At 60.5% G+C, this 15,933-nt stretch carries 18 protein-coding genes; 11 read left to right on the top strand and 7 right to left on the bottom strand.

Going from position 1 to position 15,933, the window contains the following annotated elements:
- The 5 genes from AC1DK4_RS26105 to AC1DK4_RS26085 are packed head-to-tail and all read right to left on the bottom strand — an operon-like array spanning position 1 to position 5,379.
- A complete protein-coding gene (locus tag AC1DK4_RS26105) occupies positions 1–1,455 on the bottom strand; it encodes a hydrogenase 4 subunit F (RefSeq protein ID WP_441621710.1) in 1,455 nt (484 codons plus the stop codon).
- A 1-nt stretch (position 1,456) separates the two neighbouring features.
- Positions 1,457–2,116, bottom strand: coding sequence for a formate hydrogenlyase (locus AC1DK4_RS26100; protein ID WP_477131866.1), 660 nt, complete (start codon positions 2,114–2,116; stop codon positions 1,457–1,459).
- Between the two features lies 1 nt (position 2,117).
- Positions 2,118–3,065: a respiratory chain complex I subunit 1 family protein gene (locus AC1DK4_RS26095; RefSeq protein ID WP_441621707.1), complete on the bottom strand. Its 948-nt coding sequence runs from the start codon at positions 3,063–3,065 to the stop codon at positions 2,118–2,120.
- Between the two features lie 7 nt (positions 3,066–3,072).
- Positions 3,073–5,097: a hydrogenase 4 subunit B gene (gene hyfB, locus AC1DK4_RS26090; protein WP_441621705.1), complete on the bottom strand. Its 2,025-nt coding sequence runs from the start codon at positions 5,095–5,097 to the stop codon at positions 3,073–3,075.
- Positions 5,098–5,100: 3 nt separating this feature from the next.
- Complete coding sequence (locus tag AC1DK4_RS26085; RefSeq protein ID WP_441621703.1) at positions 5,101–5,379, bottom strand: ribbon-helix-helix protein, CopG family; 279 nt, start codon at positions 5,377–5,379, stop codon at positions 5,101–5,103.
- A gap of 397 nt (positions 5,380–5,776) precedes the next feature.
- Here AC1DK4_RS26085 and AC1DK4_RS26080 point away from each other — a divergent pair, with 397 nt between their 5' ends.
- Both AC1DK4_RS26080 and AC1DK4_RS26075 read left to right on the top strand, forming a co-directional pair.
- Positions 5,777–6,214, top strand: coding sequence for a universal stress protein (locus AC1DK4_RS26080; protein ID WP_441621701.1), 438 nt, complete (start codon positions 5,777–5,779; stop codon positions 6,212–6,214).
- A 152-nt stretch (positions 6,215–6,366) separates the two neighbouring features.
- Positions 6,367–6,789 (top strand): ACT domain-containing protein, encoded by a 423-nt coding sequence (locus tag AC1DK4_RS26075; protein ID WP_441621699.1) that lies wholly within the window; start codon positions 6,367–6,369, stop codon positions 6,787–6,789.
- A gap of 127 nt (positions 6,790–6,916) precedes the next feature.
- On the opposite strand, the gene AC1DK4_RS26070 is transcribed toward AC1DK4_RS26075, so the two are convergent.
- Positions 6,917–7,243: a hypothetical protein gene (locus AC1DK4_RS26070; protein ID WP_441621698.1), complete on the bottom strand. Its 327-nt coding sequence runs from the start codon at positions 7,241–7,243 to the stop codon at positions 6,917–6,919.
- Between the two features lie 200 nt (positions 7,244–7,443).
- On the bottom strand, positions 7,444–7,647 hold the full coding sequence (locus tag AC1DK4_RS26065) for a CopG family transcriptional regulator (protein WP_441621696.1): 204 nt from the start codon (positions 7,645–7,647) through the stop codon (positions 7,444–7,446).
- Positions 7,648–7,819: 172 nt separating this feature from the next.
- On the opposite strand from AC1DK4_RS26065, the gene AC1DK4_RS26060 reads away from it, so the two are divergent.
- From AC1DK4_RS26060 to AC1DK4_RS26020, 9 genes are all read left to right on the top strand, one after another.
- A complete protein-coding gene (locus AC1DK4_RS26060) occupies positions 7,820–8,071 on the top strand; it encodes an HPr family phosphocarrier protein (protein WP_441621724.1) in 252 nt (83 codons plus the stop codon).
- Positions 8,072–8,105: 34 nt separating this feature from the next.
- On the top strand, positions 8,106–8,921 hold the full coding sequence (locus AC1DK4_RS26055; RefSeq protein WP_441649935.1) for a fused MFS/spermidine synthase: 816 nt from the start codon (positions 8,106–8,108) through the stop codon (positions 8,919–8,921).
- A 65-nt stretch (positions 8,922–8,986) separates the two neighbouring features.
- Positions 8,987–10,132 carry a DUF1275 domain-containing transporter gene (locus tag AC1DK4_RS26050; protein WP_441621692.1) on the top strand — a complete coding sequence of 382 codons (1,146 nt, stop codon included), beginning with the start codon at positions 8,987–8,989 and terminating at the stop codon, positions 10,130–10,132.
- A 148-nt stretch (positions 10,133–10,280) separates the two neighbouring features.
- A complete protein-coding gene (rpoD, locus tag AC1DK4_RS26045; protein WP_441621690.1) occupies positions 10,281–12,137 on the top strand; it encodes an RNA polymerase sigma factor RpoD in 1,857 nt (618 codons plus the stop codon).
- A complete protein-coding gene (locus AC1DK4_RS26040) occupies positions 12,115–12,564 on the top strand; it encodes a YkgJ family cysteine cluster protein (RefSeq protein ID WP_441621688.1) in 450 nt (149 codons plus the stop codon). The genes rpoD and AC1DK4_RS26040 overlap by 23 nt, the downstream gene beginning before the upstream one ends.
- Positions 12,539–12,982 (top strand): winged helix-turn-helix transcriptional regulator, encoded by a 444-nt coding sequence (locus AC1DK4_RS26035; RefSeq protein WP_441621686.1) that lies wholly within the window; start codon positions 12,539–12,541, stop codon positions 12,980–12,982. The genes AC1DK4_RS26040 and AC1DK4_RS26035 overlap by 26 nt, the downstream gene beginning before the upstream one ends.
- Positions 12,983–13,619: 637 nt before the next feature.
- Positions 13,620–13,799 carry a hypothetical protein gene (locus AC1DK4_RS26030; RefSeq protein WP_441621684.1) on the top strand — a complete coding sequence of 60 codons (180 nt, stop codon included), beginning with the start codon at positions 13,620–13,622 and terminating at the stop codon, positions 13,797–13,799.
- A 140-nt stretch (positions 13,800–13,939) separates the two neighbouring features.
- Positions 13,940–14,323: a VOC family protein gene (locus tag AC1DK4_RS26025; RefSeq protein ID WP_441621683.1), complete on the top strand. Its 384-nt coding sequence runs from the start codon at positions 13,940–13,942 to the stop codon at positions 14,321–14,323.
- A 217-nt stretch (positions 14,324–14,540) separates the two neighbouring features.
- Positions 14,541–15,899 (top strand): epoxide hydrolase family protein, encoded by a 1,359-nt coding sequence (locus tag AC1DK4_RS26020; protein WP_441621681.1) that lies wholly within the window; start codon positions 14,541–14,543, stop codon positions 15,897–15,899.
- Positions 15,900–15,933 lie beyond the last annotated feature (34 nt).

The following is a 15,933-nucleotide window of genomic DNA, read 5'->3' as shown; positions in this document are numbered from 1 at the left end:
TCAACTCCCCAGCATGGCAGCCGCCTGGCGGTACCATGCATCCAGATACGGCGGGATATAAAGTCCCAGCATCAATCCAAGTACGAGGTGTGTGAACACCGGAATCAGCGCCGGCGGGTGTGCCAGGGGTTTCAGGGTGGTCTCGCCGAAGACCATCGGCTGCACGCGACTGAATACCGACGCAAAAGCCAGGCCGAGCGCGACCAGCAGGAAGGGCGTGGCCCAGGGTTGCTCACGCATCGCGGTGGTGACGATCAGGAATTCGCTGGCGAATACCCCGAAAGGCGGCATTCCCAGGATAGCCAGCACGCCCAACATCAGGCCCCAGCCGACCGTGGGGCTGACGCGGATCAGCCCGCGGATCTCGTCCATGACCTGCGTACCCGCTTTCTGCGCCGCATGGCCGACGGCGAAGAAGATCGCGGACTTGACCAGCGAATGCACCGTCATGTGCAGAAGTCCGGCGAAGCTGGCGATCGGCCCGCCCATGCCGAAAGCGAAGGTCATCATGCCCATATGTTCGATGGACGAATAGGCGAACATGCGCTTGACGTCCCGCTGGCGGATAAGGAGGAAGACAGCCGCCACGACGGAAACCAGGCCGAAGCCCATCATCAGGTGGCCGGTGAGATGGTTGTTCAGCGCGCCGTCCGTCAACACCTTGCAGCGCAGGATGGCGTATAGGGCCACATTGAGCAGCAGGCCGGACAGCACGGCGGACACCGGGGTCGGCCCCTCGGCATGCGCGTCCGGCAGCCAGTTGTGCAGCGGCACCAGGCCGACCTTGGTCCCATAGCCGATAAACAGGAAGGCAAAGGCCAGGGTGATGATATTCGGGTCCAGCCGACCCTTGACCGCATCGAGGTTGGTCCACAGCAGCGCGCCGCCCTCGGTGCCAATGACCTGCTCGGCTGCCATGTAGAGCAGTACGGTGCCAAAGAGTGCCTGGGCGATACCCACGCCGCACAGGATGAAGTACTTCCAGGCTGCCTCGAGGCTGGCTGCGGTCCGGTAGACGCTGACCAACAGTACCGTGGTCAGCGTGGCGGCCTCCATCGCGACCCACACGATGCCCATATTGTTGGTCGTCAGTGCCAACAGCATCGTGAACGTGAATAGCTGGTACATGCTGTGGTACAGGCGCAGCCGCGGCGGCGTCATCTTGCCGTGGTCGCGCTCCACGCGCATGTAAGGCCGCGAGAAGATCGACGTGGTCAGGCCCACGAACGCGGTCAGAGTGACCAGAAACACGTTCAAGGCGTCTATGTAGAACGCACGGTCCCACACGAGCGTGGGACCGTCGTCGATGATCCGACCGGTGAGCAAGCAGGCCGCGATGAAGGTGCCCAGGCTGAACGCGACGTTGACATCGCGCGCACTATCGCGATGGCCCACCAGCGCCAGCACCAGCCCGCCGGCGAGCGGGGTTGCAAGCAGGAAGGCTAGCGCAATCAACTCAGTCCTCCTTCAGCTTCTCGAGGTGGCGGATGTCCAGGCTGTCGAACTGCTCACGGATCTGGAACATGAACACGCCCAGGATCAGCACGCCGATYAGCACATCCAGCGCGATGCCAAGTTCAACCACCATCGGCATGCCGTRGGTTGCCGAGGTGGCGGCAAAGAACAACCCATTCTCCATGGCCAGGAAGCCGATGACCTGCGGTATGGCCTTGGAGCGGGTGATCATCATCAGGAACGACAGCAGTATGCAGGCTAGCGCGATGCCGAGCGTGCCGCTGGCCAGCTTCACCGACAGCCGCGAGATAGGCATGGCCAGGTTGAACGCGAAGATCACCACCAGGATGCCGATCACCATGATGGTCGGGATATTGATCAGCGTCTCCACGTCCCAGCGGATATCAAGCCGGTCGATGACGCGGTGCAGGAGATAGGGGATCAGCAGCACCTTGAGCACGAATGTCACGCCGGCCGACAGGTACAGGTCCGGCTGCCGGGTCACGTAGCCAACCACGGCCGTCGCCAATGCCAGGGTGGCGCCCTGCAGCGTGAACAGGTGGATTAGCGAAAGGACGCGGCGCTGCGAGATCATCCCGAAGGCGAGGATGAGCAGCACCGCACCGAGCAGGTTGACGAACTGGGTCAGTAAGGTGCTCATGTCAGCGGGCAAGCAGCAAATGCACCAGCATGCCGATCACCGCCAGCAAGAAGGCAGTGGCCAGGAACTCGGGGACGCGGAAGATGCGCATCTTGGCACTCACTGTCTCCAGCGTGGCAAGCAGGATGCCGCCCACGGTGAGTTTGAACAGCAGCGCCGGCAGCGCCAGCAGCATGGACAACGGCGCCTGGGCCTCTGCGATGCCCCAGGGGAAGAACAACGCCAGTCCGATACAGGAGTAGGCGAACAGCTTCAGGCTTGACGCCCACTCGATGAGTGCCAGGTGGCGGCCCGAGTACTCCAGGAGGAGTGCCTCATGGATCATCGTCAGCTCCAGATGCGTGGCGGGGTTGTCGACCGGCACGCGGGCGTTCTCCGCCAGCGACACCATGGTGAAGGCAACGCCGGAAAAGGCCAGCCCGGGGTAGATCGCGAGGTCACGATGGGCGAGTGTCTCGACGATGGTGGTGAGCGACGTCGACTTGGAGACTAGCGAGGCCGAGAACAGCACCATCAGCAATGCGGGTTCGGCAAGAAACCCGATCAGCATCTCGCGCCGCGCCCCCAGGGTGCCGAAGGCCGTGCCGATGTCCATCGCGGCCAGCGAAATGAAAACCCGCGCTAGCGCGAACAGGCCGACCAGCGCGATCGCATCAGCCGCAGGTGCCAGCGGGAGGTCGGTCGAGAGCGTTGGGATGATCGCGCACGCCAGGGCCATACAGCCGAACACCACGTAGGGTGTGGCGCGGAACAGCGGCGACGCGTTGTCGGCCACCACCGATTCCTTGTTGAACAGTTTGTGCAACATGCGATATGGCTGCCAGAGGCTGGGCGCGGATTTGTTTTGCAGCCAGGAACGCCATTGATTGACCCAACCCGTCAGTAGCGGCGCCAGGGCGATCGAAATCGCGATTTCTAGCGACTGCGACAGCAAGCCGGAGACCGTCATGGAAGCCTCATCGCATCACCGCCAGCAGCGTGGCAACTAGTGTCAGGAAACTGTATAGCAGATATACCGAGATGCGCCCTTGCTGCATCAGGCTGGCCAGTCGCGCCAGGTATGAAGCCAATTCGGCAGTGGGTAGGTACAGCCAACGCCAGAAGCGGTCCTCGACGGTCACCCGGTAGCGCGGCTGTTCGTCGAACGGCGTCGGCAGGTCGCGCTGCATCAAAAAGAAGGGTTCGAAGATCTGACGGATTGGCTGGCCGAAACCCTCGGCGGTATCCTGCATGCGCGCGGTGCCCCAGGGAAATCCGCAGGCCCATGGTGGGCCGCGGCGCAGCCGGCCATGGTAAAGCCAGCGCACGAGCAAGTAGGCGAGCGCAAAGCTAGTCAGGATGCCGAGGAGGAAGATCACCGGCCCGTAACTGGCTTGACCTAGGCTGCTCGGCGCCAGCAGCCAACTGCTGGTAGCCGCTCGGGCGCCCAAACCGGCGGCAACCAGCTGCTTCGTTACCGGGTCGATCAGCTGGATGAACTGCGTCGGCAGCAGGCCAAGCGTCACACAGCCGAGGGCGAGCCATATCATGCCTGCGCGCTCCCAGGGACCGGCGTCATGCGCGTGGGCGAGTTTGTGCTCGCGCGGCTGGCCGAGGAAGATCACACCGAAGAACTTGACCATCGTGTAGCCGGCTAGGGCCGCCACCAGCGCGATTAGCGCAGCGACCACCGGGATCAGCATCGTCAGCAGCGGCACGGGCAGGCCTGGCGTGAACAGGAAGCTCTGCAGCAGCAGCCACTCCGACACGAAACTGCCGAGCGGAGGCAGCCCGGCGCTGGCCAGCGCGCCCAGTAGCGTAAGCCAGCCAACCCAAGGCATGTACCGAATCAGCCCGCCCAGCTTGCCGAGACTTCGCTCGGCGGTGGCATGCAGTACGCTGCCCGTGCCGAGGAAGAGCAGGCTCTTGAATAAGGCATGGCTTGCGACGTGATAGAGCGTCGCGGTCAGGGCCAGTGCCGCCATCGGCCTCATGTCGTAGGCCGAGAAGATCAGGGTCAGGCCCGTGGCGACGAACAGCAGGCCCATATTCTCGATGGACGAATAGGCCAGCAAGCGCTTCATGTCGCTCTGCACCGCGGCAAAGACGACGCCGAACAGGGCAGTGGCCAGGCCGACGGCCAGAAGCAGCGCGCCCCACCACCACAGACGCATACACAGCAGGTCGAAGGACACGCGCAACAGCCCGTAGATGGCTGTATTGAGCATGACGCCGCTCATCATCGCGGAGACCGGCGAAGGCGCGGCCGGGTGTGCCTCCGGCAGCCAGACATGCAAGGGCAGGACGCCGGCCTTGGCGCCGAAGCCGAACACGGCAAGCAGGAAGCCGACCGAGGCCCAGAAGGGCGTCAGAGCCTGGTCACGCATGTTCGCGAAGGTGTAGTCACCGGTGTTGGCCTGCAGAACACCGAAGCAGAGCAGAATCGCGATCGCGCCGATACGCGCCATCGTGATGTAAAGGTAGCCGGCGCTGCGTACCTCTCGAATGCGGTGGTTTGCTGTCACCAGGAAGAACGACGACAGCGCCATGGTCTCCCACATGACCATGAACGAGTAGGCATCGTCGGCCAGGATGACACCGGCCATGCTGGCCAGGAACAGGTGATATTCCAGGCACAGCAAGCCTGGCGGCGTGCCCTCACCCTTGCGGAAATATCCGGCTGCAAATATAGAGATGCCCGCCGCCGTACCACCGATCACCATTAGGAAATAGGCGGAGAGGCTGTCGAGCCGGATGTGGAAGGGCAGTGCTGGCAGTCCAATGGCTAGTACGGCGACCTCGGGCGTGCCAAGCACAGCGGCAAGTGCCAGGCCGAAAAGCGCCAGCCCAAGCAATCCGCCGAGCGGGAAAAGAACGCGAGACACCAGGGTCAGCCGCTGCAGCGCGGCAACGCCTGCGGCCCCGACGAACAACCAAGCCCCCACAACAACAAGCACCCAGTCGATATGGAGCCATTGAGCGACGGGGGGCACGCTGCTCATGGCCTAGGCCTTGCGACGTGTGGCGCGCCGTCTGGTGGGGGGGGGCGCTTCGGCCTGCGCCGGTGCCTGTTCCTGTGGCGGTGTTCCGTCGTCAGCAGGCTCGGTATTGCCCGCGTGCAACCCGCTGGGCACGTACTGGACCCCATGTTGAGCGAGGTATTCGCGGATGAGCTGGCGCACCACTTGCGATGCCGTCAGATCCTGTTGTGCACAAAGGCGCTCGAAAGCGGCCTTCTTGTTGGGATCGATGAGCAGCGTCAGCCGAGCAGTCTTGATCTCCATGGAGCCTCAACATGCCAATACGATGGTCAGATGCGTCACATCATACATGAACGCCGTGCGACCCAAAAGTGCTTGCCGCCGCCGCGGTTCACCGTCAATGAAGCGACGGCAAAGGTCGCTAATTGCTTGCGACAACCTAGCATACGGAATGAAGATTGCATATGCTACAGAACCTAATGTAATGCAGTAGCGGTGTAATCAACATGTTAATCCTATTAACATATTCCGTCCCAGATTGACCTTGTGCGCAGGCGCGCCCTAGCTGGTCTTTGGAACCTTTGCTCACGTGGCATTTTGTGAGAACCCTCATCTGCCTGAGGGTGACGAGGCGTGGGCGATAGGGAACGGTGATCGACTCTTTCGATGGCCTCGAATCCAGGCAGACAAGGAGAAAGATATGTTTGCGCATCTTCTGCTCGCGGTCGATGGCTCTTTTCTATCTGATGCCGCCTGCCATAAGGCGCTTGCCCTTGCGCAGCAAATGAACGCCCGGGTTACGGCGCTTCGGGTTGGCCCGAACTACCATGTTCTGACCTATCACACTGAAATGCTGACGGACACCCGAGAGCGTTTCACGCAGGAATCCTGGGAGGAGGCCACGAAATATCTACAAGGCGTGGCGAGCGAAGCCGCCGCCGCAGGGGTGCCCTGTGATACGACGTATCTGGTCAACGATCACCCGTACGAAGCCATCATCAAAACAGCCGAGGATAAGGGCTGTGACCTCATCGTGATGGCGTCGCATGGGCGGCGCGGCGTGCAGGGACTGGTGATTGGCAGTGAGACGCAGAAGGTCCTGACTCACAGCAAGATCCCTGTACTGGTGTATCGCTAGATACCATGGCATCGAAGCGCGTGAGGCATTGGCGACAATGGGCTGGCAATGCCATGGACGTCCATTCGCCTGGAAGCAAGCGGCGACAGGACTACGAACCGACCGGGGGAGTGACCATCTCCACTGGCCGTATGGAGGACGGAGAGGCGACCATGGAACTGCTTGTGGAACAGGTGGAGGTTTGGGTGGCAGGGATTCCGGACAAGCCAGGTGGACTGGCCGGATCGTTGGCCCCCCTATGCGATGTGGGAGCCGATCTGCAACTCATCATCGCGCGCCGCAATCCGGACAAACCTGGTGACGGCGTCGTATTTGTCACCCCACTACAGGGTGATAGAGAGATTGTGGCCGCGGCTCTGGTTGGCTTCAACGTGACACAAACGCTGCACTGCGTTCGTGTCATGGGGATTAACCAACCGGGCATCGCATCGGCGCTGACGGAGAAGCTTGCCAAAGCGAATTTGAACCTCCGCGGGTTCTCCGCTTCGGTGATCGGTACGCAGTTTGTCGCCTATGTGGCAGTCGACTCGCAAGCCGAAGCCAATAAGGTAGTTGAGGTTCTCCAGGCTGCCTGAGGTCCAGCGCTTATGCATCAAGGAGAGGAGTAGTGGGGCGCCGGAGCGCCGAGGAGACGTATTCACATTGCCCGCTTGAAGGGCATGGACTGCGGTCCTGCGCCACCCTGCCTGTTGCCGAATCCGGCTAGTTGACGCCAGCACCACGCATGGTGGCTGATCGTAGGCTCGTCCTGAGCCCAATGCGTCGCAATAGTGTCTGAATAGCGGCCGTGGCGACGTCGTCCGTCTCTTGTACATCCTTGAGTACCGCCTGAATCCGCAAGGCCAGCGCTTCAGCAAGCCTTGCCGCAGTGTCGCGCAGCGGACAAGCGTCGCATCTCGCGTAAAGCGCGACATCTCTAAGCAAGGCGTCACCCCGATAGATAGCCACCAGCACCTTCGGTTGGTAGCTACCGTCATCGAGCGCTTTTGCGCGCGGCGTGACGCGATAAGTGACCGCCGGCTTGTGCATGGATGCCTCCCGATAGTTGCCAGACCCTGACTCCGGTCTCGGCATGCCGTAAAGCCAAGTATGAGATTGAGGCCAGCACCACGCATGGAAGGTCCCGATTGGGCGGTAGGCATCTCGGGATGCCTCGCAGTGGTCATTATCAGTGCGATGCCGAGGCCGACCTGCAGGGTGAGGCTGGTAGTCCGCTATGCGGACATCGGTCACTCGCGGTCATTCTTAGCCAGAACCGTAGCGCCAACCTGGGGCCGGGTGGCATAGGCCACCCCATGCTGCTCCAAATAGTCGCGGATCAACTGGCGCACCACCTGCGACGGCGTCTGATCCTGCGCCGCGCACAGGGTTTCAAAGGCTTTCTTCTTCACGGGGTCGATCAACACGGTGAAACGAGCGGTCTTGGATTCCATGCAGCTTAGAGTAGTGTTGTATGATAATAGCGTTATCATTATATACAAGTGAGCGGCCAAGTGCAGCCTGTGGTTCGGGCATACCCAGACGAGCATGTTCCGCCGCCGGCGGCAAGCCATATGGGTAAGCGCCTGGAAGTTGCTTAGGGGCCGCTTTTTATTTGAGGGCGATGTGCTAGACGCGACAATTGAAATGACCAACCGCATGGGCTTGCAAGGTCGCGGCTCAGCGCGGCTAACCTTTACCGCTGCCCAGTTCGAGTCCGAGATCCTGCTTGTCAGCAATGACTGCACAGCGAACGCCAAGAATGTGATGGACGTGATGCGACTCTCAGCGCGGGCGGGAACTCAGGTACGTATTCAGGCCACCGGCCCGGATGAAGTTGCTGCCGTGAAAGTCATCGCCGCACTGCTGACGGAGTGAGGAATTGAATACCACGCCTGATGGAGCCCCACACATGGACCCCAATCGCACCTCCTTTGAAGCCTACTTAAAGTTTCTCTCCGAAGCCCCCGACGACGGCACGCCGACCGTACCGGAAACCCCACTTGCAATTTCACTGCATTTCGATGCGCTGGCTACCCAAAGCATCATGTCGCGACGCGACCCCGACAAGCTTGTTCTTGGCTACACGCGGACGATGATGGCGTTTTTACTGCTGCAGCCGGCACCCACCAGGATCTCGATGATCGGCCTCGGCGGGGGATCATTACTCAAGTATTGCTATCGGCATCTTCCGAATGCGAAGGTGGTCGCAATCGAAATCGATCCGGCGGTGATTGCATTGCGCGATACGTTTCATATTCCGCCCGACGACGAACGGCTCGAGGTGGTTTGCGCGGATGGCGCCGAGTATGTMAAGAATCAGGACGCGCGGCCGGAAGTCATATTGGTGGATGGTTTTCTCGCTCATGGCATGCCGACACAACTGGGCAGCGCGGACTTCTACGCAGCGTGCCATGCCCGGCTCGCCGACGAGGGGGTATTGGTCGCGAACTTCCTCGACAGCGATTCCGATATCCCTTCCTATCTGGACGAAGTTCGTTCGGTGTTCGGCGACTCATTTTCCATTTCCCTGTCCGAGGACAGTTGCAACTACACGCTGCTCGCTTGGAAGAGCGCGCGGGCACTACCCTCGCTGGACGAACTGCTGATGCGCGCGCGCATACTGGAAACCACGCATCCCCTGAATCTGCGCGCGGCCGCGCGTCGTCTGAAACAGGGCAAACGGCTCGCGTCAGATCACACATTCTTGCAGAAGCTCACGGGCTGATGAGCTGGCGGGCCGATGTTGGATAGACACGGCCTGAACCGAAGGTAACGCCCACCGATGCGACCATGCCGATCCGATACTTGCGCAGACTGACTGGAAGGGAGCGCAGTCCAGAAGCCAACCGGCAACTGGCGCGTTATCTTGCCTTTGTGGCGGGCGCCACCAATGCAGGCGGATTCTTGGCGGTGCAGCAGTACACCTCCCATATGTCGGGCATCGTGTCCGCCATGGCTGACAATCTAGCGCTCGGCAGTGTCGGGCTCATTCTGGACGGCCTCGGTGCCTTGTTATCGTTTCTGGCGGGCGCGGCCTGCTCTGCGATTTTGATCAACTGGGGGCGGCGCGAGCGCCTGCACAGCGAATACGCGCTGCCGTTGATGCTGGAGGCGGCGTTGCTGGTATGTTTTGGTCTGCTAGGCAGCAATCTCGAGCATCACGAATGGCTGTTCGTGCCGGCGACGGTCATGGTGCTTTGCTTCATCATGGGGTTGCAGAATGCCATGATCACCAAGCTCTCGAAGGCCGAGATCCGGACCACGCATATCACGGGGATGGTCACCGACATCGGCATTGAACTGGGTAAGCTGTTCTACTGGAACCTGGCCAAAGCCGATGCCGCCAAGCCCATTGTGCTGGCCGACCGGAGAAAACTGCGAGTGCTCGTGACGCTGGTCGCGCTGTTCTTTACCGGCGGCGTAGTCGGGGCTGTGGGCTTCAGGCATGTTGGGTTCAGCGTCACCCTTCCATTGGCCACATTGCTGCTCGCCCTTGGTGCGGTACCCGTCATGGATGATGTGCGGATCCACATGTTGCGCTCGGATTTCCTCCCGCGGCAGGCCGCTCGTGCGCGCGTATGGGCACGCGAGGTCAAGCGAGACGTCCACGCGGTGTGGTTGGCAGCGCGCGACCCTCGCACGCCTCGGTATGCGAAAGCGCTAGCCGTGTTAGTCGCCGCCTATGCCTTATCTCCTATTGACCTGATTCCGGATTTCATCCCGGTCCTGGGCTATCTGGATGACGTGGTGCTGGTACCCCTCGGCGTGTTGCTGGTGGTCCGGTTGATCCCGGCTGAGGTGATGGAACAGCATCGCGCCGCCGCCGCGCTCGCTGCAGAGCGCCCCGTCAGTCGCGTCGCGGTCGTCGTGATTGTTGCGCTCTGGCTTGCCGCTGCTGCAGTGGTGGTGGCCTGGCTGGCTCGGCTGCAAGTTTGACTCGAACGCTCGAAATAGAAGTGGTGTACCCATGGTTGGGCAACTTGGTGCCAAATTGGGAACAGCGTGATGGCGTGGAGCCATGGATAACGTGCTTTGGGAGTGCTGCGAATGAATGCGCGTCCCATGCACGACTTTTGTGTGTCAGATGAACGATAACCAACAAACGAGCCTGCTTATGCTGATCGCGCTCGGCAAGGAGCGCGGATTCCTGACCCACGGTGAAATCAGCGACCATCTTCCTGACGGCAAGGACCAAGCCAGCATTACTGACAGAATTCTGGCGATGTTGGCGGAGCTTGGCATTGAGGTCGTGGATAGAGCGCCTGCTGACACGATGCTGTTAATCGAGGACGCGCCGGTCTCAAGCTCCGATGAGGCCACATTGGAGGAAGCTACCGCCGCCATCACGCAGAGCGATAACCGATTCGGTCGTACCACCGATCCCGTGCAGATGTATCTGCGGGAAATTGGCGCCGTCCAGTTGCTGACGCGCGACAACGAGGTAGAGATCGCGACCCGCCATGAAGAGGCAATCATGGAAATGGTTGACGCAATGGCGAGGTGTCCAACCGTCGTCTCCGAGATATTAGCCATGGCCGAGCAAGTCGAGCGCGACGAGTTGTCCGTAGATGAACTCGTTGATCACGTCGTCGATGCCCAAACCGTGCCCGCTGACAATCCGGGCAAGGATACCGGGTTACAGCTCGACGCCAGCGTAGGCGAGGAGGATGGAGAGCCCGATGATTGCGCCCGGAGTCCGAACACCGCCTCGAAGGCAACGTCAGCTGCCGCCTTGAAGCGGGATGTACTCGAGTGGCTCGCCAGCGTGCGAGCGCGGGTTATCGAATTGACCGCGTCCCACGGGCCTCATGAAGGTGGCACGCTCCGCGATATGCAGGCGCTGGCAGCGATTCGATGTGTGCTCGCCAAGCTGCGCTTCAGCCCAATCGCGATTGAGCGGCTCAGCCGAGTCCTCAACGTGCATCTTGAGGACGTTCGTCAAACGGAACGGCGACTCGCTGGAATCYTGATCGGTCAATGCGGCATGACACGCGATGAGTTCGCGCAGCGCTTAAAGGGTCGTGAAATCCAGTTCGACTGGCCGGAAGCGCTTGGGGCGGACTGTCCTACCCCCAACGGTTTGCTGCCGCGGCAGCTTCTGGAAATCCAGGCGCTGCAGCAACAACTGCTTGCCATAGAATCTCGCGCCGCTATTCCCCTTGAGGATCTGAGGGAAGTCGGCCGGCTGGTGACAAGAGCGCAGGTCAAGGCTCGCCAAGCAAGAGCCGAGATGATCGAGGCTAACCTTCGCCTGGTCGTCTCAATCGCCAAGAAATACATCAATCGTGGCTTGCCACTGTTGGATCTCATTCAAGAGGGCAACATCGGGCTGATGCGGGCGGCGGATAAATTCGACTACCGCCGTGGTTATCGATTTTCGACCTACGCGACCTGGTGGATTCGCCAGGCGGTGACTCGCTCTATTGCTGACAAGGCACCCACCATCGGCATCCCGATGCACCTCGTGGAGGTCGTTGGAAAGATCAATCGGGCCTCGCGCGAGTGCTTCAGTGAAACCGGAGCAATGCCGACGTCGGATATCTTGGCGGCCAAGGTGGGGATGAGCGAGAAGAAGATCAAGTCCATTTTGAACGTTGTCAAGCAGCCGGTATCGCTTGATATGCCGGTTGGGGAGAGCGGGGATGCGTTGCTGGGAGACACGTTGGCGGACGAGATCACCGCCTCTCCTCTTGATGCGGCAGTTCAAGCGGGGCTCAAGCGGGACTTGGAAGCCGTCTTGTCGACGCTGGGTGCGCGGGAGGCGAAGATTTTGCGGATGCGCTTCGGGATCGGCACTGCGACCGAGTACACGCTGGATGAGATTGGCCTGCAATTCGGCGTGACCCGCGAACGTATTCGGCAACTGGAAAGCCAGGCCCTGCGAAAGCTACGGAAGCCCGAGAGCACCGAACGCCTGAATGCCTATCGCGGCGAGTCGTGAGTGCTTCGCACGCGATGCGTTAGCAGGCCGGCAGGTCGACCAGAGGTACGCGGACAGGCCAATGGGGGTAGCCGCACAAATGATTAGTCAAAAAATTAGATTCTTTCGCTCACGGATTCCCTCATTCGAGTGCACCCCTGGATGCCATGACTGCTGTGGACCGGTGACGACCTCAACGGAAGAGATGTCGAGGCTTCCCGTCAAGAGCGATGCCGAGCACGAAGCTGCGCTTACAAACCTTAGTTGCCCTCATCTTGGCAACAAGGGGTGTCAAGTGTATGCTGAGCGCCCGTTGATTTGCCGGTTGTTCGGGACAACACCACGACTGGCCTGCCCGAACGGAAACCGGCCGGAGGCGATGGTCGATCCGTCTATAGAACGGCAGATTCAGCGCTTTTTCCTTGAAACGCGTCACGTGTTGGTTTGAGGTAGCGGGCGCGGTCTCCTACATGGGCGCAACGCGGTTCGAGGAAATACAGATCCAGACCGAAGCTACGCCACAGATGATGGCCTCCCGACTGAAGGCGCTTGAAGCGGACGGCATGGTCGAACGCCACCCATATAGCGAAAAGCCGTTGCGCTATGAATACCGTCTGACGGACAAGGGGTGGGCGTTCTATCCCGTGATCTACGCGCTGCGCGCCTGGGGCGAAACGTGGGCAAAGAAGAAGGACAGGGAACTGGCGATGCATTTCGTGCATCGCGAATGCGGGGACGACGTCGGGCTTGCCAGCATCTGCCCGCACTGCGGGAAACCGGTGGAGCGCAAGGATCTGCACGCTTCAATGGGTAACGATTTCGCGACGGAACGCGCAGCGCGACGTGCTTCCTTCAAGCGGAAATAACTAGACATCACGAATGGCGGCACGAGGCGCCCATGTCGCCTGTCCACTGAGCGCATGCCTTAGTCTGGCGCGAACGGCTGTCCAGAAGCGAATCGGCCTGTTCCCGGCTGATTTCTGATATCCGAGACCTGGTACTCCTTCCACTCGATCAAGCGGTTGCGAGGTCGGCATTCGGCCGAGGCGCTCTCCGACTGATCGCGCCACCTTCACACTTCCCGACCGCCTCTCCAACACGCGCAGCGCATGCGCGCACTGCGGGTCATCCGCCGCACTACCGCTGCGGTGTCGCTCCTGCTATTGCGGGCAGCCTTATCGAATCCTCTTCGCCTAGCACGCTCCTTTGATGACAGCGAGCTTGCCGCCACGGGCTACCGTCTCAGCCTTAATCGTCGGCGCTACCCACTGATCTCCCGTTCATCGGTCGCCGTCTGTCGTTGCTTTTCGTAGTCGCGACGCCCCTTCGGCCAACTGCCGTTTGTGAGCAGATCACCGCAAAGCCTTGTTTTTCTTGATACTATGATTTTCATAGCTACACTAAGACGTACCGATGTGTGAGACGTCACGCACCGTCAATCTTAAGCAGCAGGCGCCACTGCGAGAAGCGACTTTTTACTCAATGACCTCAAGGAAATCGATCATGACTAGCAACATCGCCAAGCGCTTCGTACTCACTATCGCCCTGGTTACCGCCGCTGCCGGGGCGCAGGCAGCCGGACTGTCCCATCACGGCGCGGGTGGCCCGTACACCGACAGCGCCCGTTCGGTGCAGGAACCACGCAGTCCGTACACCGACGGTGCGCATGTGGAGTCCCACTGAGAGGTAGGCAGGCGTATCCGATGAAGACGTGCCGCCGCACGAGTTCGATCCTGAAATCGTGGCATGTCGTGCGGTCGCTTTGCCGGCTCTGACTGTCGAACCGGCCGCGCTCAACCTGTTTCCCAAGGAAGGACCCCGCAATGTTCAGTCATGTAGTGGTCGGCACCAACGACCTGGAAAGAGCCAGGAAATTCTACGACGCCGTTCTGGGCACGCTCGGCTATGGCGAGGGCCTGCTCCGAGCTATCGGCGACTATGCCTATCTCTCCGACAAGGGCTTGTTGATAGTGACCCGGCCACTTGATGGTCAGCCGGCCACCCCCGCCAATGGCGGCACGATTGGCTTCACCTGCCAGTCGATGGACCAGGTGGATGCCCTGCATGCCGCCGCGGTCGCCAACGGCGGCAGATCCGTCGAGGATCCGCCTGGTGTACGCAACACGGAAGCGGGCCCGCTGTATCTCGCCTATGTGCGTGATCCGGATGGCAACAAGCTCTGCGCTCTGTATCGCATTCCTGCCTGACACAGCCGACAGCGACGAAGGCTCGTTCGAACGGCCCTGGCCACGGGGCATCCAGCGGCTTTGCCGCAAGTCCTCCACGAAGCGAGGGCGGAACCATTCCCGATATCGCGTCAATCGATAAACGGCCAGTCAATCAATTTACAAGCTGTGTACTCGGTGGAGTAACACCACTGACGACCACGACGCCCCAATCCTTCCACTTGCCGAGAAATTTGATATGCAAGATAAGCCCAATTTCAATCGCCGTCGCTTTTCCGCAGCCGCGGCGGCAAGCGTTACCGCGGGATCGCTCGGAATTTTCAATCTCTCACAGCATGCAAATGCCATGACTACAGGTGCCCCACTTCAGGGCAGTGACGGGGTTGCCGTGCATCCGTTTCATGTGAATTTTCCGGAATCAAAGCTCGTCGAATTGCGTCGACGCATCAGGGAAACAAATTGGCCTGAGCGGGAAACTGTTTCGGATGAATCCCAAGGTGTGCAGCTCGCGACGATTCAGGCACTCGCGCGCTATTGGGCGACCGGTTACGACTGGCGCAAGGTCGAGGCGAAGCTGAATGCTCTGCCGCAGTTCATAACCGAAATCGACGGGTTGAACATTCACTTCATCCACGTTCGTTCGAAGCATGACAATGCCTTGCCGCTGATCATCAACCACGGATGGCCCGGCTCGATCATCGAGCAACTGAAGATCATCGATCCATTGACCAATCCCACAGCCCACGGTGCGAGCGCATCGGACGCTTTCCACGTGGTGATTCCGTCAATGCCCGGCTATGGATTTTCAGGCAAGCCGACGAGCACCGGCTGGGGTCCCGAGCGCATGGCCAAGGCATGGGCAGTCTTGATGAAGCGCCTCGGCTACACCCGCTATGTCGCCCAGGGCGGCGACTGGGGTGCATTTGTCGTCGATCAAATGGGATTGCAGGCTCCTCAGGGACTGCTTGGCATCCACACCAATATGCCCGCGACGGTTCCAGCCGACATCGACAAGGTGCTCCAGATCGGCGGCCCGGCGCCAGCCGGCCTGTCAGCGGAGGAGAAACGCGCCTTCGAGCAGCTCGACCTGACGTTCAAGGAAGTGAACTACGCCCGGCTGATGGGCTCGCGTCCGCAAACGCTCTACGGCATTGCCGATTCACCTGTCGGCCTCGCCGCGTGGCTCCTCGACCATAACGATGCCGATGGTCAACCGGCTGCGGCAGTCGCCTCGGCTCTGCAGCGGACCAGCAGCGCTACAGGCGAACTGACGCGCGACGAAATCCTCGACAACATCACGCTGTACTGGCTGACGAATACTGGTGTTTCGGCATCTCGTCTCTACTGGGAATACAAGGGCGGCTTCTTTAATGCCAAAGGCGTCAAGATCCCGGTGGCCGTGAGCGTGTTCCCCGGCGAGCAATATCAGGCGCCGCGGAGTTGGACGGGGCGGGCGTATCCCAATCTCGTCTATTACAACAAGGTCGACAAGGGCGGGCACTTTGCGGCCTGGGAGCAGCCGATGCTTTTTTCCGAAGAGCTTCGCGCGGGCTTCAAGCCAGTTCGCGTAGAGACGATGCGCCCGCATGACAATTGACCTGTTCAAGCTCACGGGCCGCAAGCCAATGAGC

The sequence above is a fragment of the Cupriavidus sp. 05N38 genome, from assembly GCF_056397345.1.
Note: the sequence above shows the minus strand (reverse complement) of the source record. Positions and strands in the feature narration are given on the sequence as shown.